This is a genomic window from Butyricimonas sp. Marseille-P3923 (genome assembly GCF_900184685.1).
Classification (GTDB): domain Bacteria; phylum Bacteroidota; class Bacteroidia; order Bacteroidales; family Marinifilaceae; genus Butyricimonas; species Butyricimonas muris.
The window spans coordinates 2019960-2041723 of record NZ_FXXL01000007.1 but is presented as its reverse complement, the minus strand read 5'-3'; the positions used below and the strand labels follow the sequence as shown (position 1 = coordinate 2041723).

Sequence of the window (21764 nt, the reverse complement as noted above, 5' to 3'; positions counted from 1 at the left end):
CCGTCTGAGAAGGCGGGGTTTGTTTTTACCGGGCGATAAATGGAAAATATCGGTCACGTGAAAATCCACAAATCAAGCCAGAACATCCCACCACATGAAGTCCTTTTTCTACCGAAATCGACTCCTTCTCTCGATATTCAATCGTTGTTGAACCGTTGTTAGCACGTTTCGAAATGTCTGAACCCCGAATAAACAACAAACGAATGACAATATCAGCACCCGGGTGCTTCGTGTTCGTGTCGCTACTTGTACGAATTGCGTGAAGGAATATTCCTTTTGAGCGGAAGTTTGGGGAACAGTTTCCTGAAACGAACCAGATAAGTGGTTACGTTACTTCCGGCGATGATTAATGTTACAGCCAAAATGATCATCAATATACCGCAACTTAATCTCAGTGTCAGAGATTCTCCGAAAATGGTGACCCCAAAGAAAACTGCCGTCAGAGGTTCCAGAGCCCCAAGGATGGCGGTCGGGGTGGAACCGATGTATTGGATTGCCTGCGTGGTACAGAGGAATGATATAGCGGTGGGAAAAATGGCTAACGCAACCAAATTACCCCACAGGTACCATGTGTCGACAACATGAAGGCTTTGCCCGAAATCTACGCGTACGAAGAATAGCGAAAGCCCGAAAAGCAATACATAGAAGGTCAGTTTAAGGGTTGCTATGTCCTTTAGTTTCGGGCGGTTCACGCTTACAATATAAATAGCATACGAGAGAGCCGATGCCATAACCAACATGATGCCCGTCAGGTTGAGGGTGTTACCGTCGCCCCCTTTGTAAAGCAAGCCGATACCGCCCAATGCCAGCATGATACATAGGATTGTCTGTATGGTTAATTTCTCTTTGAAGAGAATAGCCATGATCAGCGCAACCATGATCGGGTAGACAAATAATAAGGTCGATGCGATACCCGCTTCCATGTAGTTATAACTTTGAAACAGGGTAAGTGAGGATAGTGCCACCAACAGTCCCATGATAATCAACGGTAATATCTCTTGCTTTTTCAGTTTGAAACTTCGTCCTCTTGCTTTGAGCATGATACCTAACACGGGAATCGCGAACAGGTATCTGAAAAAGAGTACCGAATCCGGGTTCATGCCCGCTTCGTACAAAGGTAGTGCGAACAAGGGATTCATACCATAAGTCGCCGCGGCAACTGCGCCTAAAACATATCCTTTAGCCTTTACATTCATAACATCGGAACTAGGCGACAAAATTACTATTTTCTATTCGTGTTGATATTCTTTTTTGAAATAAAAAAGGCATGCATCGAATGCACGCCTTCTAAATAAGCATTATTGAATGTGAGAGTTATTTCATGTTCAATTGAGCGCGGGTGATGTACTTCTCGATCTCTCTGGCTTCCATGGATGCCGGGTATTCTTTCTCCAGTTTCTCGTACATCGCTAATGCGTTCTTGTAGTCTTTTGCTTTTTCGTATGCCAGTCCGGCTTTCATCAAGATAGAAGGGGTGGTCAACAGATTCGTGTTGTCACTACTTGCTTTCTGGTAGTATCCGGCAGCTTTCTTGTATTCGCCCAATTGCATGTAGGCATCCCCGATATTGGCCTTTGCCAAAGTGGAGAATATCATATCATCGGTCGAAAATTTCTCGAGGAATTTAATGGCATTCTGGTTGTCACCCAAGTATAGATAGCATAGACCTGCATAATATTTAGCGAGGTTCCCGCTGGGAGTGGAGCCGTAGTCCTCGATAATCTGCAAGAAACCGGGATTGTTGATGTTTCCGTTAAGGGCCAAATTGAAAGAATCTTTTTCAAATAAAGTTTCTGCCACGAACATTTGCTGAAGAGCCTCTTTTTCGAGGGGTTCCTTGTAGAATTTGTGGTAGCCGAAAATAGCGGCAATAACGATAATAACAACAAGAAGACCTCTGACCAATAATTTTGAGTTTCTCTCGATAAATTGTTCTGTTGAGATCGTGGCTTCCTCAATCTGCTCGAAGCCGTCCGCACGTTTCTGGTTATTTTTTGACATTGTTATATGTTTTTATTATTTACTTTTTTATTCCTACGACGCATCCATCGTCAACGTGCAAAATTAGTTTTTTTTTTGATAACAGAAGGGGGACAGCGAAATTTTATGCAAAAAATTATACATTCGTCGGAATCTAAGCTTCTTTTACTTACTTTTGGTGATCGGTCGCGGGTAGACTTTTTATCTTGCGATTTATAACCAGTAACCATTTATTGGCATGATTTTAAAGGATTTGAATATTGTCAACTACAAGAATATCGCCGAGGCAAGTATCGCTTGTTGCCCGAGATTTAATTGTTTTATCGGGAATAACGGGGTGGGGAAAACGAATATTCTGGACGCCGTGTATCATCTCTCCATGTGCAAGAGTTATTTCAATTTGCCCGACGCGCAAAGTATCCGGCACGGGGAGGCTTTTTTCGTGTTGGAAGGGATGTACGAGCGGGACGGGGAAGACATTGACGTGTATTGCGGGGTGAAGAAAGGGGTGAAGAAGGTATTCAAGAAAAATAAAAAGTCGTACGAACGACTTTCGGATCATATCGGTTTATTGCCTCTGGTCATGATTTCCCCGGCAGACGTGATTCTGATAGACGGGGCCAGTGAAGAACGGCGTCGCTTTATCGACGGGGTGATCAGCCAGTGTGACAAAGAATATCTACAAGTACTGATCCGGTATAATCGGGTGCTGGCGCAGCGGAACAGTTTCTTGAAAGAATATGCCGGAATGCCGATAGATGCTGATATGTTATCCGTGTGGGATGAACAGTTGGCTGACAACGGTCGGGTGATTCTGGAACGGCGCCTTGCGTTTATCACGGAATTGGCGGAGGTGTTTCAAGTGTATTATGATCGGGTGGCGTTGGGAAGAGAAAAGGTAACCTTGGAGTACTCCACCACGATAAAAGAAAATGATTACCTGCAATCGTTGCGCGGTAATTTCGATCGGGATAGAGTGTTGACTTACACGACGGTGGGGATTCACCGGGACGATATCACGCTGAGTATAGAAGGGTATCCCGTGAAGCGGTTGGGTTCGCAGGGGCAGAAAAAGAGTTTTCTCACGGCTTTGAAATTTGCCCAGTTCGCTTATCTGGCTCAACAGAAAGGGGTAAAGCCTTTGCTGTTGCTCGATGATATTTTTGACAAACTGGATGCTGACCGGGTGAGCCAGATTATTCGCATCGTGTCGGAAGAGAATTTCGGGCAGGTTTTTATCACCGACACGAACCGGGGGCATATTGATGAAATATTGCGATTGCACGCTATTGATTATAAAATCTTTAAAGTCGATCAAGGGGTTATCAGTGATTTTAAATTTTAGATTTATGATTTCAAATTGATTAGAAAGTAGTATTTTTGTAGAATAACCAATAAAATAAAGATCGTGAAGCAGGGAAAGACTTTGACAATGGATGAGTTGGTAGAAATGTACTTGGAAGAGATGGGATTATCCCGTCAGTTCAAGGAGAGAGAGGTTTGTCAGGTTTGGCCGGACGTCGTGGGGGGAATGATTGCTTCCCGGACGAAAAGTATACGGATTACAGACGGGAAGATTTTCGTGAGTTTCACTTCTTCCGTGGTGAAAAATGAAATACTGATGGTGAAGGAAGGGCTGATAAAAGCCTTGAACGACAGAATCGGTAGTGATATAGTGAAAGATATTATAGTGTTCTGAAAGGGACATTTAATGCAAAAGATAAATGAGATTAATTGACGCGAATGATTTATTGACAGCCCCGTGGGGTTTAGAGCGTTTCAGGGGAAGTTTGGTTTCCAAGTTGGTCATGTACCTGTTGCGGCTGAACAAGTTGGATAAGCTGAGCACGAAGGTGAACAGTGATGATCCCGAGCTGGTGATCGATAGTTTGATGGAGGCTCTGGGGGTAACCGTCGAGATAAACGAGGAAGACCTTGAAAAAATACCGAAGGAAGGGGCGTTTATCACGGTGTCCAATCATCCGTTCGGGGGATTGGACGGTATTATTTTGATTAAGTTATTGTGCAAGATTCGTCCGGACTATAAAGTGATGGCGAATTTTCTGCTGAAGAAGATTACCCCGATACAGGATTACGTGCTGGGACTGGAACCGGCTTCCCGTCGGAAAAACCCGAATACTCGGGTGATCAAGGAGGCCGTGCGTCACGTCATAGATGGTAAACCGTTGGGTATATTCCCGGCGGGGGAGGCTTCTACTTATCAAGTGGATTCGAATCATGTCGAGGATAAGGAGTGGGATACTTCCGTGTTGAAATTGGTCAAGATGGCGAGAGTCCCGGTCATTCCCATTTATTTCAAAGGTTCGAACAGTTTGTTATTTTACCTGTTGGGACTGATTCACCCGATGTTGAGGAATATGAAGTTGCCTTCAGAATTATTGAATAAGAAGAATCGGGTGGTGAAATTGCGAATCGGGAACCCTATCGGTTTGGATTCGCAGGATTCATTCCATGATTTATCCCAGTACGGGAAATTTTTACGTGCCAAGACCTATTTACTTGGCTCGGCACTAGAGGTAAAGAAGTTTTTCATTAAATCACAAAAAGCTATGCCTAAAGCGGAACCTATCGCGGCGGAAACGGATAGTGCGGTGTTGAAGAAGGAGATCGCGGGCATCGCTGACGATTACTTGTTATTTAACATGAAGAACTACGATATTTATTGCTCCCCGTCCGTGAAGATCCCGAACGTGTTGAACGAGATCGGGCGTTTGCGGGAACTTACGTTCCGTGCTGTCGGCGAGGGTACAAATCGTAGTATTGATTTGGACGAGTTTGACTTGTATTATTATCATCTTTTTATCTGGGACAAGGAAGAGGAGAAGATCGTGGGTGCTTACCGCGTGGGAAAAGGGAAAGAAATTATCGACCGCTACGGGATAAAAGGATTTTATATTCATACCTTGTTCAAGATGCGGAAGGAGATGCTGCCGGTATTGTACGAGTCCATAGAATTAGGGCGTTCTTTTATCACGGAGGAATATCAGCGGAAGCCTCTTCCCTTGTTTATGCTGTGGAAGGGTATTCTTTATTTCTTGTTGAAGAATCCGGAGTACCGTTATTTAATAGGTCCCGTCACGATTAGCGGGAAATACACGGAAGCCTCGAAGGAGTTGATAATGAAATTTATTCAAGCGAACCATTATAGCCACGAGTTAGCGAAATACGTGGTACCGCGTTCAAAATATCAAGTACATTCGGAGGAACCCGGGGTACAGGTCATGTTGGATGCGGCACGGCAGGATATTGGCGTGTTGGATAAGATGATCGGTGATATAGAGCCGTCGAGTGATAAATTGCCGGTATTATTGAAAAAATATATTTCTCTGAATGCTAGAATTATCGGTTTTAATATTGATCCGAAATTTAATATGTGTTTGGACGGTTTACTTATTTTAGATATTTTTGACGTGCCGATGAAGACGATCGAGTCGCTGTCGAAGGAGATTAACGACGATACGATATTGAGCAGGTTCTCGTCGGATAACGTGGAATTATAAAATTGATGGATTTTGTGATTACCGATTTGATGATTCAGTGATTGAAAATCACTAAATCTAAAATCTAAAATCCTTAAATCTAAAATTAGAATGGGATGTACGATATATTGTATCTATTCAAGGGAATGCTGGTGGGACTGATGGTATCTATTCCTTTAGGACCCATGGGGGTGTTGATTATCCAGAAGACGCTGCATAAAGGAGCGTTATCGGGTTTTATCGCCGGGATGGGTGCGGCTTCGGCCGACCTTTTCTACGCTGCCGTGGCGGCATTCGGGTTGGGATTCGTGATTAATATCGTACAGGCTCATGAGTTGTTACTACAAATTATAGGAGGGATATTCCTGATCGTGATAGGATTGAAGATTTATTTCGACAACCCGATACGGCAGATTCGCCAGCGTCGTCAGGGACGGGTGAGCAAAACCGGACTTTTGGGTGATTATCTCTCGCTTTTCTTTCTGACGGTTTCCAATCCCATTACGGTGGTGGTGTTTATGGCGGTTTTTGCCGGGATGTCGGTGTTCGGGGAATCGTCTTCTTTGCTGGGAGAAGTGTTGGTGGTTGCCGGCGTGTTGTTGGGCGGTGGTGTGTGGTGGTACACGCTTTCCACGCTGGTGAATATTTTCCGGAAGAAATTCCGTTTGCGCGTACTTATAACTATCAACCGGGTATCCGGGATGATAATTACTATATTGGGGGCTTTGGTTATTCTTTCTGCTTTTGCCCCGTTCAAGAATTTAGTGATTCAGTGATTGCTGATTTATCTTTGCTTGACTGTTAGTTAATGGGTGGGTAACCTTTGCTTAACCTCATGGACGTATCATAGACGTATCATGAACGTAGCATCAACGTAAATTTACGTTGATGCTACGTTCATGATTGGATAGTGTTTGGTGTTTATGGTTAGGGAAGGGTTAAGCGAGGGGTGGGGACGTGGAGTGTTTCGATTGAAAATGTCGCGAGTCGCCCCATGCGCCATAGGCTACTTCGCAGCCGCTTTTAAGGATGCTTTCTTCCAGTTTGCGCATGGATTCTGCCGCTCCTTCATGGATGCCCGGTTTGTTCTCGTAGAGTTTATAAAGGGTTCGGTTTGTCGTGGGAGTAATATTGGGCATGACAACGTTAGCTCCTATTTCCAGCGCTTTTTCCCGACCGTCCGCTTGTATGGCTTGCAGGGCGGTGGTTGCCGCGATGTTGATGTCCGGCATGAGTAGGCGGAGGGCTGCCACCATGTGGATAGACAGACGTAGGCGTTCTTCCAAGGGAAGTAACAAGTGACGGTATTGATATAACGGGGTGGCGTGGTGTTCCAGATAGGGACCCATGCCCACCATGTCGATATCCATGGATTGTAGAAACAATAAATCATTTGCCAGATCGGTGATGGTCTGAAAGGGAAGGCCAATCATGACTCCGGTTCCCGTTTGATAACCTGTTCGCTGTAACCTTTCCAAGCATTTTAAACGAGTGGCGTGGGAATGTAGTGCGTTGTTCGGGTGGATTTTCGCGTAAAGTTCCGGGTTGGAAGTTTCGATACGTAGCAGGTAACGGTGTGCGCCCGCGTCAAACCAACACTTGTACGTGTCTTCCGTTTGTTCCCCGAGGGAGAGCGTGATTCCCAGTTCGTTATTACTGTTTTTTTTGATTTCTTTTAATAAACGGGTGATGCGCTCCGTGAATTCCCGGTCGGAACGCTCCCCACCTTGAAGTACGATAGAACCGAACCGGTGCGTGTACGCGAAATCTGCCGCCTCGAGGATTTCCTCGTCCGATAAAGCATAACGTGCCGTTTCCGTGTTTGATTTCCGGATACCGCAATAGAAACAGTCCTTGGTGCAGATGTTGGATATCTCGATTAACCCCCTCAAGTACACCTTGTTCCCGATGGTTTGATTTTTTATTTCTTTTGCTTCCGCGTAGAGCCGTTCTTCATCTTCTCCCCGGCAAATCAACATCTTTTCCAGTTTCTCTATCATGTGTGAGTTTATAAAGTTTATAAGGTTCGTAAAGTTTATAAGGTATTTTACAAACTTTATGACGGGAAAGGCTTAGCCTTTTCTAAGAACAAATTTAGTAAAATCAACTCTTTTTCCTACTTTTGTAAAAAGGAAAATTAAGGCGATAAGGAACTTTATAAACTTTATGAACCTTATAAACTTTATAAACTGCTTTGACTATGGTGAAAAGAATTGCGTTAATCATATTGGGTGTTGTTCTCTTGGGGGGAATCTTGGTTGCGTTATGGTGGGTGAACGAGCGGGAGCGGGATGCTGATGTCCCGAAAGAGTCGTTTATCCCTTATAATTCTGCCGTGGTGGTTAATGTAAATTCCAACGCGAAGCTGTTACCTAAAATCGAGAAAGCTTTCGAGAAAGAGATAGCGGCATACAAGTCCGGTTTGGCGCACCGGGTGGTGGACACTTTGTTGAAGCAACGTTTGGTTGATTCTGCTTCACACGTGCTGGCGTTTCGGGTAGAGGGGAAACAGGCTGTTCGTGGTCTGTACGTGTTGAGCAGGAGCGGGATGTTTGCTCGCGGAGAGGTAAATAATTTGTTGTCGAAGATGTTTTCGACGGGGGAAATACAGGAACGGAAATACGATAACCGGTATTTGTACTCCGTGAGGCGGGGAAAAGAGAGCGTGTGCTATGCCGTGATTGGCGGTATGGTGCTCGTGTCGGATTCCGAGTTGTACGTGGAGGACGCTGTCAAACAATTGAATGACAAGAGCGAGGGTAAGAAAGATGATGCGCCCCGTTACGCGAACGTGAACCGTTATTTTTCAGCGGGGGCGGGATTGAACGTGTTTTTGAATACGACCTGTTTCACGGATGTATTACCGCTGTTGTTGCAGAAAGATTTTATATCCAAGCAGACCGATGTATCCAAATGGTTTCAATGGGGTGCTTTGGACGGGGATGTCAGTGCTGATGGAATCAGTTTTAACGGGTTCATGCATTGCGACGGTTTGCGAGCCTCTTATCCGGCCGTGTTGAAAGGTCAGGCACCTAAGACATCGCGTTTGGACGGGGTGTTGCCTGTCGATGCGAAAAGCGTGAGTTTCTTGACGTTGAGTGACGTGAAGCTGTATTTGGATGCTTTGGATACCTATCGTTACGGGGCGGGTAAAGCGGAGAGGGTGCGGAAGCGGAAGCAGGAATTTGCCCGTCTGTTCGGGGAGAAGAGCGAGGCGGAATGGCAAAATTTGTTGAAAGGAGAATGGGGAAAAGGGGTGCTTGCCTATGACGCGTCCCGGAAAAAAGATGACGGGGTAATTGTCGTGCACGTGAAAGCGGGAAGCCTCGCGAAAGAGTTGCTCGACAGGATGCTGAAATCGTACGCGGCAAAAACGGGAGTTGGTGACGGTTCTTTGAAATGTACTTTTCAACTGGATAAAGATAAAACGGTCGGTTATTTCAAAATGCCCGTGTCGGATTTTGCCGGGGTGATGTGGGGCTATATGTTTGACGATATCGCGACGAATTACGTGCTGGTGGAAGATAATTATGTCGTTTTTGCTTCTTCCGAGCGGGCGATACAATCTTTTGCCAAAGATTATATGCGTCGGTTGAGTGTGCGGGATCAGGAATGGTACAAGAAATTGAGAAGCAAGTTGTCGGCGAAGTTCAATTGGATGTATTTGTCGGAGATGACTTCCATGCTGCCTTACTACGAGAATATAACGAAAGGGGCGTTGCATGCTCTGTTGGAACGGAATAAAGAGAATATGGAGGTATTTTCCTCTTTAGCGTTACAGTGGGTATGCGAGGGCAGTATGTTCTATCACACTTTATTCTTGAGCACGGAAGAGGTGGAGCAGAAGCAGGCTCAAGTGATGTGGCAGACCAAACTGGATGGCAAGCTCACGATGAAGCCCGCTATCGTGATAAATCATAACACGAGAGAACGGGAACTTTTCGTGCAGGACGAGAGCAATACGATTTATTTGATCAATGACGTGGGGCGTATTCTTTGGAAGTTGCCGATAGAGGGGAAGATTAACAGTGAAATTTATCAAGTGGATATGTTCAAGAACGGGAAGTTGCAATATCTTTTCTCCACGCCGACTCATCTTTACTTGATAGACCGGAACGGGAATTATTTGCCCCGTTATCCGTTGGCGTTCAAATCTCCTTGCGAGCGGGGTATTTCGATAGCCGATTACGAGAACAACAAGAATTACCGGATTTTTGCCCCGGGTGCGGATCATAATATTTATCTCTACGAGTTGTCGGGTAATTTCGTGAAGGGATGGGATACGCCGAAAAGTGATAATGATATTGTATCGAAGATTTATCATTTTCGGGTAGAGGGAAAAGACTATATCGTGTTTGCCGATCGTTATCGTTTGTATATCCTTGACCGACGCGGAAAAGAGCGGGTGAAGATATCCACTTTGTTGAATTTACCGACGAACACGATGCTCTACTTGACCAAGCAGGGAGGAAATTTCTGGATTGCTTTCCCGGACGCGAACGGAGAGATTTTGTTGGTCGATCTCTGGGGAACCCTGCAACGGGTGAAGGGTGAAAAGATGACCGGCGGTGGCTGGCTGAACGTGGAAGACGTGAATAGTGACGGACGGGACGAGTTCGTGTACACGTCGGGAAATACTTTGCGGGTATATGACGGTCAAGGGAAGTTGCTGGCAGAACGCCAATGGGATAATGCCGCGTTGGGCTACCCGTACACCTATCGTTTCTCCGCCAGAGATGCACGAATCGGTCTATTGGATGAGCGAGGGGAACGTTTATTCCTGCTCGATATGAAAGATATGTCGAAAGGATTCCCTATTCGCGGAAATTCACCTTTTTCGATCGCTTTCTTCGATCAGGGAAATGCTTCCGGGTTCTACTTGTTTGCCGGGAGTGACGGAAATCATATTATAAAATATAGGGTGCAACGATAAAAGTTATATATTTGTCCGAGTTTTACGAAAGTCGGTGATGTTATGAGTAGTGGTAATAATTTTGATACTTTTTTCAAATCTTTTTTCAATCCGGTTTGTTTGTTTATCGAACGGGTAATGGGAGAGGAAGAAGGAGTTACCGACTTGGCTCAAGACGTTTTTTTGAAGGTGTTCGAACGATGGGAAGAATTTGACTCGGAGGAGAACGCGAAAGCTTTTTTATTTGTTTCTGCCCGTAATATTTGTTTCGATCGGTTGAGGCGAAAACAAGCGGAGAGTAATTATGTTTCCCGTTATTTGCAAGAAAATGAATTTAAGACTTCTACCTTTTTGCAAGAGGTGATGCGTCAGGAAACTTTTCGTATTCTTTATTCAGCTATCGATAGTTTGCCGGAACAAACCCGGCAGGTGATTTTATTGGGGATGGACGGGAATTCCAATCAAGAGGTGGGGGAATTGCTCGGGGTGTCGATTAATACGGTTAAGACGTTGAAAAAGAATGGATATGCTGCACTTCGGGAAATATTATCTAAAGAATATTTAGTCTTGTTATTGATTTTGTTGGGAGAATTTTAAAAAAAATTACTTCTTCATTCACCCGTTTTTTGGGAGGTTACGTCTTTACTTGTAAAATAATGATGCATGAAGGAAGATTTAATAGATACGTTTAAAATTTCTCGTTTGGTTGCAGCGGATATAGCCGGATGTCTTGACGATACGGGACGTCGTGAATTGGATGCGTGGCTTCGAGAGTCTGATGAAAATCAGGCCGTTTATCGGGAGATAAGGGGGGATTTCGAGAAAGGAAAAAGGCAATGGCCTTATTCCGAGAGGCAGGTGGAGCAACAGTTGGCGATGTTTCATCGGTACAGGCGGAAGAAGAGTTCTCGTGGAATTGGTGTTTGGTGGCGATATGCGGCGGTGTTGGTATTGCTACTTGGCATAGCCGGAGTGATTCGTTGGCAAGCGGGTAGTAGAGAGAGGGAAAAAGAGCTTGTTCCCATTCAAATGGCTCAAGGAAATGCCGTGTTGGTTTTATCAACGGGTGAGAGAATCGCATTGGATGATACGTTGCGCTCGGTGAGAGGAGAGGCATCCGTGGATATTCGGGTTGCTGATCAAAAGGTTTCTTACCGGAAAGAGAATGAGTCTGCGCTTGAGCAAGTGTATAATACACTCGTAGTTCCTCGTGCCGGAGAGTTTAAAGTGGAGTTGGCTGATGGGACAAACGTGTGGTTGAACGCGCAAAGCGAGTTGCGCTATCCAGTGCAATTTTGTGGTAAACAGCGGGTTGTTTATCTGAAAGGTGAGGGGTATTTCGAGGTGGCTTCTGATCGGGAGAAGCCTTTTATAGTGAAGACTTTTTCGGATGTTGACATAAGAGTGTTGGGGACAAAATTCAATGTATCGTCTTACGAGAATGATGCCTATGTGACGACCACGTTGGCGGAGGGGAGTGTGGAAGTGATTATGCCGGAAGAAAGCGTAAAGATTTCTCCCGACGAGCAGTTGGTGTTCAATAAAAATAATAATTTGTTCCGCCTTCGTGAAGTGGATGCATCTATTTATTCCGCGTGGAAGGATGGTCTTTTTATATTTGAAGATCAACGGTTAGAACAGATTATGGAGCAATTGAAACGCTGGTACGAGATGGATGTATTTTATTCCGGTGAAGAGGTGAAGAACTATCAATTCTCGGGTGATTTGAAAAAATATGACGGCTTCGAGAAGATTGTAAAAATGTTGGAAGAAGTGGCGGGTGTGAAAATAGATATTAAAGGTAAATGCGTAACAATCGGGGCTAAATAAAAAAACGGAAAGGCTCCTACCCCTTTCCGTTTCATGAACATTTAGTCCATAATTATAAATTCAGTATTACAAAACTATGAAAAAAAAGCGAATGTATGCATACCTTCGGGGAAGGTGCGTGTTAAAAATTTGTAAGATTATGAGATTTGGAATTTATTTGTTGTTGTTGACCACGTTTGTTGCGAATGCCAATGGTTTTTCCCAGAATACTAGGGTTACCTTGGATTTGAAACAGCGTTCGATGCTGGAAATTATTCAAGAGTTGCGCAAGACGTTTGATTATCGTTTTCTGTACAAGGGGGAAGATTTGGAAAAGTGTGGAAAACGGGATTTGAAAGTGAAAGATGCCGGGGTAGATGAGGTAATGAATCAGTTGTTGTATGGTACGGGATTGACTTGGCGGTTGGAAGATGGTGTAGTATTAATAAAAGCATCGCAAGCAAAGGCTGTGGAACCGGAAAAGAAATCTATTCGTTTGAAAGGATTCGTGTACGACACGAAAAAGCAACCGATTCCGGGAGTGACGGTGAAGGTATCCGGAGTGGCCTTGGGAACGTCCACGAATGCAGACGGGTGGTTTGCCTTGGATTTACCCATGCTGAAAGGGACGTTGGAATTTTCTTTTATCGGTTTTAAAAGGGAAACATTGGACTTTTTCGAGAGAACGGCAAAGGATACACTTCGTGTTACCATGAAAGAGGAGAGTCAGGAACTGGATGAGACAGTGGTCGTGGCGTTCGGTACGCAGAAAAAAGAGAGCGTGGTATCGGCTATCACGACGGTACGTCCGATGGATTTGAAATCCTCTAACAGCGATTTGACTTCAAGTTTTGCCGGTAAAATCGCCGGAATGATCGGTTGGCAAACGGGAGGTCTTCCAGCCGCCTTGACCGAGGAAGAGATGAATACAAAATTTTATATCCGTGGAATCACGTCATTTCAGACCGGGGCGAATATAGACCCGTTGATCCTGTTGGACGGAGTGGAATCTTCCAAGTTGGACTTGGCACGCATTGCCCCGGAGGATATTGAGTCTTTCAGCGTGATGAAGGATGCCTCAGCCACGGCTATGTATGGCGCCCGTGGAGCAAATGGTGTGATTTTAGTGACCACGAAGAAAGGACAAGAGGGAAGCGTGTATGCCACGGCTCGTTACGAGGCTGTATTTTCGATGCCGACAAAAGAACTTGATGTGGTGGATCCGATTGATTACATGAAAATGTATAATCAGGCTTTGCTTGCTCGCGACCCATTGGCAACTCCTAAATATAGCGTGGAGCGGATAAACCGTACAGCCTCTGGTAAGTATCCTTCTTGGGTGTATCCGGCTAACGACTGGTATAAAATCATGTTTAAGGATTATAATACAAACCATCATTTAGGAGTGAATATTCGTGGGGGTGGAAAAGTGCTTCAGTACTATGCTTCCGTGAATTACAATCGTGATATGGGTATGTTGAAAACGGACAAATTGAATGATTTTGACTGTAATATCACGAATAATCAAACTTCGTTCAGGGCTAATTTGAATATAGATTTGAAAGCCGGTATTAAGTTGGTGGTAAATTCATCAACGACAATAGATAAGTACCATGGTCCGCTAGAGAGTGTTACTCAAGCTTATTCGTTAGCGTTTAATGCTTCTCCCGTGGATTTCGCTCCTCTTTATCCCGGGGATGATACTTACAATTGGCCTCACCTTCGTTTTGGAGCAACGGAGTCTGAGAAGCAAATCAATCCTTATATGCTATTGCATAGAGGGTATCTGGAAAGGACGCGCTATTCTACAACGAATCGAGCAGAATATATTCATAATCTTTCCAGTTTAGTGAAGGGGTTGGAAGCGAGAGCGAGTGTTTCCGTGTCGCAAGCCGGTTATTATACTACCGGTTTTAAGACAGTTCCGGCTGAATATTCCCTGCTTAATTACGATTTTGAAACGGGTAAACATACTTTACAAGATTTATCTACAACGTCTTATAGGGCTTTAACGATAGATTCTGATGCAAGGGTTTCAACAACTAACACGAGAGTAACGTATGAAGCACGCTTACTGCATACGGCGGCTTGGAAGGAACATCAAACTTCCTTAACGGCTGTTTTTCAAGCTTCGGAATATACTTATACACCGATTCAGAAAGTATTGGATGGAATGCCACAACGCAACTTGACGTATTCTATGCGTGGGAGTTATGGGTATAAAGACCGTTATTTTGTTGAAGGTAGTTTTGGATACAACGGGTCTGAACGTTTTGCCGAAGATAACCAAATGGGCTTTTTCCCTGCTGGTGGGATTGCATGGGTTGTAACCAGCGAGCCTTTTATGGCGTCGACGTCTAAATGGTTGGATTTTTTGAAGTTCAGGGTATCCTACGGGCAAGTCGGTAATGACGGTATCGTGGCCTCTCCCCGCTTTGTTTATTTGCCTAATTTAGTGGGACAAATGGGATTTACGGATCCGGAATCCGGTACAGGAGGTAGTGCTTTTGTGGCTAAAAAAGTACTATATTATGCTAACGAGAAAATTAAATGGGAAATTGCGGAACAGTTAAATTTGGGTATCGAAACGAAGTTGTTCAAAGGTCTTGTAGAATTTACTTTAGATGCTTACCAAGAAATCAGGCATAATATTATAGGGTACCGTACGAATGTACCGGCAAACATGGGTATCGAGTATTCTCAATTGGATAATATCGGTAAATCCCGTTCTCGTGGGATTGATTTTTCCGGTAAAATACAACATGCTTTCACGCCTGATTTTTGGATTATTTTGAATGGAACCCTTACCTATAATAAAGTGGTGTATAAAGCTATTGAAGAAGCCAGTGACAAACCTGTATGGCAAAAGAAGGTAGGAAAAGAAATTTCTCAAGCGATAGGGTACATTGCGGAAGGGGTATTTCAAGACCAAGCGGAGATAGATAATTCACCCAAACAAAGTGGTGGTAGTGGTGTGAAGCCCGGGGATATCCGCTATCGTGATATCAATGGTGACGGTATGATTGATGTGAACGATGCCACGTTTATCGGTTTTCCTGAGACACCCCGGTTGATATATGGTTTCCACGGATTTATCAATTATAAAAATTTTGAATTCAGTTTTGCGTTTCAAGGCTCGGGCAAGCGTTCGTTTTTCATGAATCCGGAGAAATTATCGCCCTTTGTTGATGACCACGCTATGCTGACAGCTATTTATAAAGACCATTGGTCGGAAGATAATATGACAAAGAAGCCGTTTTGGCCCCGGTTATCGACATATAATTTAATACAGCATAATCCCGAGGAAAATTGGTATGATAGTAAGGCGTCTGAAGTTCGTAAGAGTACATATTTTATGCGGGAATGTCGGTTTTTGCGTTGTACTTCTCTGGAGATGGCGTACAATATGCCGCGGAAATTGATGGAGCGATGGAAATTGCAGAACGTGAAATTTTTTGCACGTGCCAATAATCCGTTCTTGATATCCAATTTTAAAATATGGGATGTTGAATTAGGTGAGAACGGTTTTAATTATCCGATTCAAAAAACCTATACGGTAGGCTTGAATTTTAGTTTCTAATTTTAATGCACGATGATTATGAAGCATTTTTATTCGTTATTGTTGATATTAACCATACTTTTTCCCGGGTGTAACTACTTGGATGTCGTTCCTGATAATGACATTGAAACGATTGAAACTATTTTTGAAAAACGAGATCAGGCAGAAAATTGGTTTAAATTTTGTCATACCTTCTTGGCGCCTTATACTACTTCTATCATTTCTAACCCGGCTTACACCGGGGCAGATGAGGTGGTTGCCGGCGACTTTATTCGGCAGCAATTCGTGTATAATTGGGCAGGTTTTTATATAGGAGATGGTTTACAGATGACAGCGGATCCTTACGGGAATATTTGGCGAAAAGATGCAGCTTACAATGCAATCCGCTATTGTAACACTTTTTTGGAGAAGATTGGTGGGGTATATAACATGGAAGAACAAGAGAAAGTATTGTGGTCTGCTGAAATAAAGGCTCTTAAGGCGCATTATTATTTTGAATTGCTTCGTCGGTACGGACCTATTATCTTGGTTCCGAAGAATGTTGCCACAAATGCCGGTATCGGGGAAATGAAACAATCTCGCGCTCCGTTTGATACTTGTGTCGAAGAGATCGTTACTTTGTTGGATGAAGCGATGAAGGATTTGCCCCCGATGAATCAAAAATCAGTAAGCCGTAGGGCTTATCACAGTTTGGAATCGGCGGCGGCACTTAAGGCTATGACTTTGTTTTATGCGGCTTCCCCTTTGTTTAACGGCAATCCGGCTCTGGCGAATTTTACCAGTAAGAACGGGGAAAACTTTTTTAACCAAACTCCTGACCGGGAAAAGTGGAAACGGGCAGCGGAGGCTGTCGATACGGCTTTGATGATTTGTTTGGAAAATGGTAAGAAACTTATATCGAGTAAGACGGACAGAGTGGGAGAAGATGACAGAGGATTACGTGATATTATGTTAGACATAGAGGAATCTTCTTTAGCGAGGAATTTTGAAAGTAGTGAAGCCATTTTTATGATTCAGTATGAAAATCGTGCGCTGACATCATGGACAAGGTGGACACGCCCCTATTTCAGAAGTGGGACGCCAGATTATAATGGGGAGCTTATCGGGTGTATTGCCCCGAGTATTAAAATGGTTGAGATGTATTACACCGAGCATGGTGTGCCCATAGATGAAGATCGTACATGGGATTATTCTTCCCGTTATCAAATAGGAAAAGAGACAGATACCAAATACAATAATGTCGTTTTGCTTGATGCTGATAGCGTGTTGCGTTTACATCTTCGCAGGGAACCTCGTTTTTATGCACATGTTGCGGCAGATCGCTGTTATTTCCAAAGGGGAGAGACTATTCATGCGGAGAATGATCTTGTGAGAGCCTATCAAGGTGAACGATTCGGGACGTTATATACACGAATTTCCAATTCTCAAGCGCAGAATTTGACGGGATATTACATGAAAAAAGGTTCTCGTTCCTCTCAAAGCAATCTAGATTACAAAAATACGTTCTTTAATGAAGAGGCTTGTGTGCTTATCCGTTTGGCAGACCTTTATTTGATGAAAGCGGAGGCTTGGAACGAGTATTTGGAGGTTCCCGATAAGGAACACGTCTATGATCCGTTGAATGCGGTGCGTGAAAGGGCCGGAATTCCTGATGTGGAGGAGGCATGGCAGAATTACTCTACGGATCCGGGAAAGGTGAGAACGAAGCTCGGTATGCGTCAGATTATTAGGCAGGAGTGGAACGTGGAGTTTGCTTTTGAAGGCAGGCGTTTTTGGAATTTACGTCGTTGGTTGACGGCTGCCGAAGAATTGAACGCGAAACTTTACGGGTGGCTTGTTACCGGGAAGACCCAAAGACAATTCTATAATAATTTCGAGGGACCTGTGGTGGTGTGGTCTAAAAGACAATTTATAGCCCCGAGAGATTATCTTTTCCCGATTCGTAGCGAGGAGATTCTTATTTCGGGTTGCGAGCAAAATCCCAATTGGTAAATAGATAAAAGATTGAAAAGTATGAAAAAGTTGATGTATATATTATTGGCGCTTTGGGCGTTTTACGGTTGTCAGGATGACGATGCTTATTTTGAAACCTCGATACCGGCTGAAAATTTGTCTTTTACTCCTATCCCGGGAGGAGCTATTATGCATTACAAGTTACCTTCCAATGGGGACATTCTTTATATTCGTGTACGTTACGAGGATGCTTTCGGTAAAGCGATGATTTGCTCCGGTAGTTACGCATGTGATTCCTTGGTGTTATTGGGTTTTAATGAAGCGCAAAAGGGGGTACCAGCCCGAGTGACTCTTTGTAATAATGATGATTTGGAGTCGGAACCCGTGGATGTAACTTTTGACACGAAAGATTCAGGACCTGTATCCTTTTTTGAGCATTTGGAAGTTTATCCTGCTTGGGGTAGTATTTATCTCAACTATGATATAAAAGAAGAGTCGAAGGGAATGGCGCATGTGTTTTATGTTGGAGAAGATCCCGTGAGTAAACAGCCGGACACGCTATTAATTAATAGTTTTGTTTTGGCTAAAGGAGTCGGTTCTTTACAAATAACCCCTCAACAAGTTCGCCCTTCTTACGATGTTGTGGTGCGTACGGAAGATTTTCGTGGATATATGGTGAAAGAGAAGGTGTGGCAAAATGTAGAACCTTTGCAAATTGAAAAATTGAATCCTGCCGATTTTGATTTTTATGATCCGGAAAACTTTTCAATAGAAGATCCTGTTTATAGATTGGGCAAATCGTACTTGTTTGATGGAGATTTGAAAGGAGAATCCTGTTTCGATTGGGATAGATGGGATAATTTCTGTACTTATCTGTCGAAAGAGCATTGTCTCGGTAAACCGTTATTTATTATTGATATGAAGGAACAGAAACTTCCTGCTGAATTTAGGCTTTATGCTATGTTGTTTGTGCGAAATTCTTTTCCCTATGGGCCTAATGATTACTATGACGATCTTGAATACGGAGATATTTGGACGAGTTGTTATGCATCTAAATTGCCAAGTAGTGTAACTGTTTACGGCTCCAATGATATGGCGGATGATACTTCATGGGAAGAAATAGTGCATTTTGAGCAAGATCGGGAGATTGATAATGAATTAAGATGGTGCAAGCGTTGTAATGATGGGGATTATGAATATCAAATTCTAAGTTTGGATGCCCTCTCTTTTGCGGAGCCTTGTTATATGCAATTAAGTTGTCCGGCTACCGGGAGTGAATATCGTTATTTGAAATTCGTGATAAATGAAGTATTTTATAATCCCGCAGGTTTTGAAAATGCCATGAGTGGTTCTAATTATAACAAACATGTAACTATTCACGAATTGGAAATTTATACAGCAAAATAAGGTCGTGTTATGAAATTGAAAAGATATTTATGGTTTATCGTTTCCCTGTTATTTTTTGGGGGATGCGAAAGTTTGGAAGATACGTATAGTGATTATGCCGGGGAAGGTACGATTCGTTATCTGGGAAAGTGCAATGATTTATCTGTGAAGCCCGGTTGGCAAAGATTAATCGTAACGTGGACGAATCATGTAGATCCGGCAATAGACAAGGTTAAAGTCAGTTGGACATTAGATGGGATTACGAGAGATTCCTTACTAGAGAAAGGAACCACGGAATGTAATATACGGAATTTGGAAAATGCAACTTATGAGGTTGCCGTGTGCAGCGTGGATAAAGATGGGAATTGTTCGTTACCTGCTTTAACTAGCGAACGACCTTATACGCTTGACCACGAGAGTATAAAGTCGTTCACTCGAATGTTTGACAAATATTTCTTTGTTGGGAAGCATTTGGCGATTGTTTTTAGCGAGTGGCAAGGTGATGTCGAAACAGCTAGTTTAAATTATTATTCGGGAGGAGAACGTAAGATTTTAGAATTAGATAGTGTTTTTGTTACCGATAATAAATATTGTTTGGTTCCGGATGAGATAGATGCGGGAACAAAAGTAACGATTAACCGTAGTGGGCGATTGACTGGATGTTCGGATTTGATTGTTTTCAATCCTTATGAGTTGACACGTGATAACCGAACCTATACACCCGATTTTAAACAATGGCTCCGGGAAAAATATGGACAGTCGGAAATTACGGAAGCATTCGTGAATGCCCGAACAGAATTGGAAATAGATTATGATATAAATTCGTTTGAGGATATATTGAATTTCCCGAATTTGAAAACGTTGGTCTTGGGGAAAAATCGTTATTTGAGTGAAGACAACTTGGGTAAAAATAAGAATGCGAGTAAGGTTTCCGATCTTGAAATCAGTACGTTTGCGCTGGATGTCGCTTGTAAAGTAAATGGATTGAAGGTGGAACGCTATAACGAGCATTATTTCCCGATTGGGGAACATTCTTTTATCCATGATCTGCCTAATCCAAAGCTTCCGGAAGACTTATCTTTCCTTAGTAGTCAAAATTGGACGTATTCTTGTTCGAATGAAGAATACGAGTATGGAATTGATTTTATATTTGACGAAAGCTCCACGAGAGGATGGCAACCGTCAATACATTCTAAACTTCATACTTACGAGATGGTTGTAGATATGCAAGAAACTCAAACCGTAAATGGAGTACTGGTTACCCAGAAATTGTCGGTTCCTTCTTCCGCATACGAGAAATGTATTGCTAAGAAAATCCAGATTAAGGTATCTGTGGATAATAAAACTTGGAAAGATGCAACTCGTGTAATAGAGAATACTTTGGGAAATACGGTAGGAGAAAGTACAATGATTATACTCCCTGTTCCCTTGCATGTTCGTTATTTGAAATTTGTTGTAAGAGATCAAGCCTACAACAAAACTTTCTATACTATATCATTGGGTAAAATAAAAGTGTTTTAAGCGTGTAAGGTGTATAATTAAACCTATAAGTAAAGACCGACCGAAAAGTAAAATTTTCGGTCGACTCTTTTTTTATTCTCTTCTGGGTAAGAAAAAAGGAGTGTATTAAATATTTCAAGTTTGTTTGAAATTACAAAGCCTCGATTTCTTCCAAAGACAACCCGGTCACTTGGGCAATGGATTCCGTGGACATACCGAGTGTTTTCATGTTGCGGGCTACTTTTCGTTCACCTTCTTTAATACCTTCCTTGATACCCTTTTTAATACCTCGAGCTAATCCTTGTTGCTCGGCGCTGTAAAATAATGTTTTTTCCGTGCTAATGGTATCCCAGAATTTTTCATAGCCAAGAAGTTGTGCGGGAGTAAATGCCGCTTCCTCGATAGCTTTGACAGCTTTGTTTACCTCTGGGTTGGATAATAAATCCTCAGGAACGAAAACGGTGTGTTCGTCAATTTCCGTGAGGTATCGTAGCCAAAGAGCCTGCATTTTCTTTTCGGTATAGGTGTGCGGTGTAAATTTGGGTAGTTCCACGAACACGAGTTGCAAGCCATTAATCACTTTGTTGGAATCTTTGTCATGCACGAGTTTGTAATGATGATAATATTCCTTCATCTCCGGTTCGAAAATATCGTTCACGAGATTGAGTGAATAAACAGGTTGTAACAAGTGATAATTTTCCCCGTTGCCGATTTGTCGCACGTAGGCTTTCGAGGCGTTGAACAGCACCCTGTACTTGAATTCCGGCGACCATATCATTTGCATCTCGACGATAAATTGCCTTCCCAACTTGTCTTTGCATCTCACGTCAACGATACTGTTTTTTTTCCATGGATTGTCAGGCACCATTTCAGTCGGCAAATACTCTATGTCCGTGATTTCTTCCCCGGGAGCGAGAGGAAGCAAGGCGTTGAGTAAACTCATTACCAAATCGGGATGTTCTCCAAATACCCGTTTGAATGTTAAGTCTGCTTTGGGGTTCAAGTATTTCATGGCGTCTTGTTATTTATTTGTTGTTCAATCAATACAAAATTAAGGATTTAAATTGAATCTTGCAATTATAGCTGGTATGGAATCAGGTATGTTTTTCGTTGAGAACGGGAAGAAAAGAAGGTGAGAATAGGAAGAGAACGGGCTATAACTCCA

The 21764-nt window shown here is 43.1% G+C and carries 15 protein-coding genes; 11 read left to right on the top strand and 4 right to left on the bottom strand.

The window, feature by feature from the left end:
• Positions 1-242 precede the first annotated feature (242 nt).
• Positions 243-1196, bottom strand: coding sequence for a DMT family transporter (locus tag CS948_RS19855; protein WP_099293937.1), 954 nt, complete (start codon positions 1194-1196; stop codon positions 243-245).
• A gap of 118 nt (positions 1197-1314) precedes the next feature.
• Entirely contained in the window at positions 1315-2001 is a 687-nt protein-coding gene (locus CS948_RS19850; protein WP_099293936.1) for a tol-pal system YbgF family protein, read from the bottom strand.
• Positions 2002-2218: 217 nt separating this feature from the next.
• Between CS948_RS19850 and CS948_RS19845 the strand changes: the two genes are divergently transcribed.
• From CS948_RS19845 to CS948_RS19830, 4 genes are all read left to right on the top strand, one after another.
• Complete coding sequence (locus CS948_RS19845; RefSeq protein ID WP_099293935.1) at positions 2219-3325, top strand: DNA replication/repair protein RecF; 1107 nt, start codon at positions 2219-2221, stop codon at positions 3323-3325.
• Positions 3326-3388: 63 nt separating this feature from the next.
• A complete protein-coding gene (locus CS948_RS19840; protein ID WP_255302090.1) occupies positions 3389-3679 on the top strand; it encodes a DUF721 domain-containing protein in 291 nt (96 codons plus the stop codon).
• Positions 3680-3704: 25 nt separating this feature from the next.
• Positions 3705-5501 (top strand): lysophospholipid acyltransferase family protein, encoded by a 1797-nt coding sequence (locus CS948_RS19835; RefSeq protein WP_099293933.1) that lies wholly within the window; start codon positions 3705-3707, stop codon positions 5499-5501.
• A 95-nt stretch (positions 5502-5596) separates the two neighbouring features.
• A complete protein-coding gene (locus tag CS948_RS19830; RefSeq protein ID WP_099293932.1) occupies positions 5597-6256 on the top strand; it encodes a LysE family translocator in 660 nt (219 codons plus the stop codon).
• 162 nt (positions 6257-6418) lie between these two features.
• Here the strand turns inward: CS948_RS19830 and hydE are convergent, their stop codons facing one another.
• Positions 6419-7480 (bottom strand): [FeFe] hydrogenase H-cluster radical SAM maturase HydE, encoded by a 1062-nt coding sequence (gene hydE / locus CS948_RS19825; protein ID WP_099293931.1) that lies wholly within the window; start codon positions 7478-7480, stop codon positions 6419-6421.
• A 200-nt stretch (positions 7481-7680) separates the two neighbouring features.
• Here hydE and CS948_RS19820 point away from each other — a divergent pair, with 200 nt between their 5' ends.
• The 7 genes from CS948_RS19820 to CS948_RS19790 all read left to right on the top strand — a co-directional run bounded on the left by CS948_RS19820 (position 7681) and on the right by CS948_RS19790 (position 20620).
• A complete protein-coding gene (locus CS948_RS19820) occupies positions 7681-10413 on the top strand; it encodes a hypothetical protein (RefSeq protein ID WP_099293929.1) in 2733 nt (910 codons plus the stop codon).
• Positions 10414-10455: 42 nt separating this feature from the next.
• Entirely contained in the window at positions 10456-10989 is a 534-nt protein-coding gene (locus tag CS948_RS19815) for an RNA polymerase sigma factor (protein ID WP_099293927.1), read from the top strand.
• Between the two features lie 66 nt (positions 10990-11055).
• Positions 11056-12222 (top strand): FecR family protein, encoded by a 1167-nt coding sequence (locus tag CS948_RS19810; RefSeq protein WP_099293925.1) that lies wholly within the window; start codon positions 11056-11058, stop codon positions 12220-12222.
• Between the two features lie 139 nt (positions 12223-12361).
• Entirely contained in the window at positions 12362-15781 is a 3420-nt protein-coding gene (locus CS948_RS19805) for a TonB-dependent receptor (protein WP_255302089.1), read from the top strand.
• Between the two features lie 18 nt (positions 15782-15799).
• A complete protein-coding gene (locus tag CS948_RS19800) occupies positions 15800-17752 on the top strand; it encodes a RagB/SusD family nutrient uptake outer membrane protein (RefSeq protein WP_176555147.1) in 1953 nt (650 codons plus the stop codon).
• Positions 17753-17773: 21 nt separating this feature from the next.
• Positions 17774-19120, top strand: coding sequence for a DUF4959 domain-containing protein (locus CS948_RS19795; protein ID WP_099293923.1), 1347 nt, complete (start codon positions 17774-17776; stop codon positions 19118-19120).
• A gap of 9 nt (positions 19121-19129) precedes the next feature.
• Positions 19130-20620: a DUF4998 domain-containing protein gene (locus CS948_RS19790; protein WP_099293921.1), complete on the top strand. Its 1491-nt coding sequence runs from the start codon at positions 19130-19132 to the stop codon at positions 20618-20620.
• Between the two features lie 130 nt (positions 20621-20750).
• Here the strand turns inward: CS948_RS19790 and CS948_RS19785 are convergent, their stop codons facing one another.
• Positions 20751-21611: an Rpn family recombination-promoting nuclease/putative transposase gene (locus CS948_RS19785; protein WP_099293919.1), complete on the bottom strand. Its 861-nt coding sequence runs from the start codon at positions 21609-21611 to the stop codon at positions 20751-20753.
• Positions 21612-21764 lie beyond the last annotated feature (153 nt).

Excerpts from the sequence above, each read along its gene's own strand:
- CS948_RS19785 (WP_099293919.1), bottom strand. The coding sequence starts at position 21,611 with ATGAAATACTTGAACCCCAAAGCAGACTTAACATTCAAACGGGTATTT.
- CS948_RS19820 (WP_099293929.1), top strand. The coding sequence starts at position 7,681 with ATGGTGAAAAGAATTGCGTTAATCATATTGGGTGTTGTTCTCTTGGGG.
- CS948_RS19795 (WP_099293923.1), top strand. The coding sequence starts at position 17,774 with ATGAAAAAGTTGATGTATATATTATTGGCGCTTTGGGCGTTTTACGGT.
- hydE (WP_099293931.1), bottom strand. The coding sequence starts at position 7,480 with ATGATAGAGAAACTGGAAAAGATGTTGATTTGCCGGGGAGAAGATGAA.
- CS948_RS19810 (WP_099293925.1), top strand. The coding sequence starts at position 11,056 with ATGAAGGAAGATTTAATAGATACGTTTAAAATTTCTCGTTTGGTTGCA.
- CS948_RS19805 (WP_255302089.1), top strand. The coding sequence starts at position 12,362 with ATGAGATTTGGAATTTATTTGTTGTTGTTGACCACGTTTGTTGCGAAT.
- CS948_RS19815 (WP_099293927.1), top strand. The coding sequence starts at position 10,456 with ATGAGTAGTGGTAATAATTTTGATACTTTTTTCAAATCTTTTTTCAAT.
- CS948_RS19790 (WP_099293921.1), top strand. The coding sequence starts at position 19,130 with ATGAAATTGAAAAGATATTTATGGTTTATCGTTTCCCTGTTATTTTTT.
- CS948_RS19850 (WP_099293936.1), bottom strand. The coding sequence starts at position 2,001 with ATGTCAAAAAATAACCAGAAACGTGCGGACGGCTTCGAGCAGATTGAG.
- CS948_RS19855 (WP_099293937.1), bottom strand. The coding sequence starts at position 1,196 with ATGAATGTAAAGGCTAAAGGATATGTTTTAGGCGCAGTTGCCGCGGCG.
- CS948_RS19800 (WP_176555147.1), top strand. The coding sequence starts at position 15,800 with ATGAAGCATTTTTATTCGTTATTGTTGATATTAACCATACTTTTTCCC.
- CS948_RS19830 (WP_099293932.1), top strand. The coding sequence starts at position 5,597 with ATGTACGATATATTGTATCTATTCAAGGGAATGCTGGTGGGACTGATG.
- CS948_RS19845 (WP_099293935.1), top strand. The coding sequence starts at position 2,219 with ATGATTTTAAAGGATTTGAATATTGTCAACTACAAGAATATCGCCGAG.
- CS948_RS19835 (WP_099293933.1), top strand. The coding sequence starts at position 3,705 with ATGAGATTAATTGACGCGAATGATTTATTGACAGCCCCGTGGGGTTTA.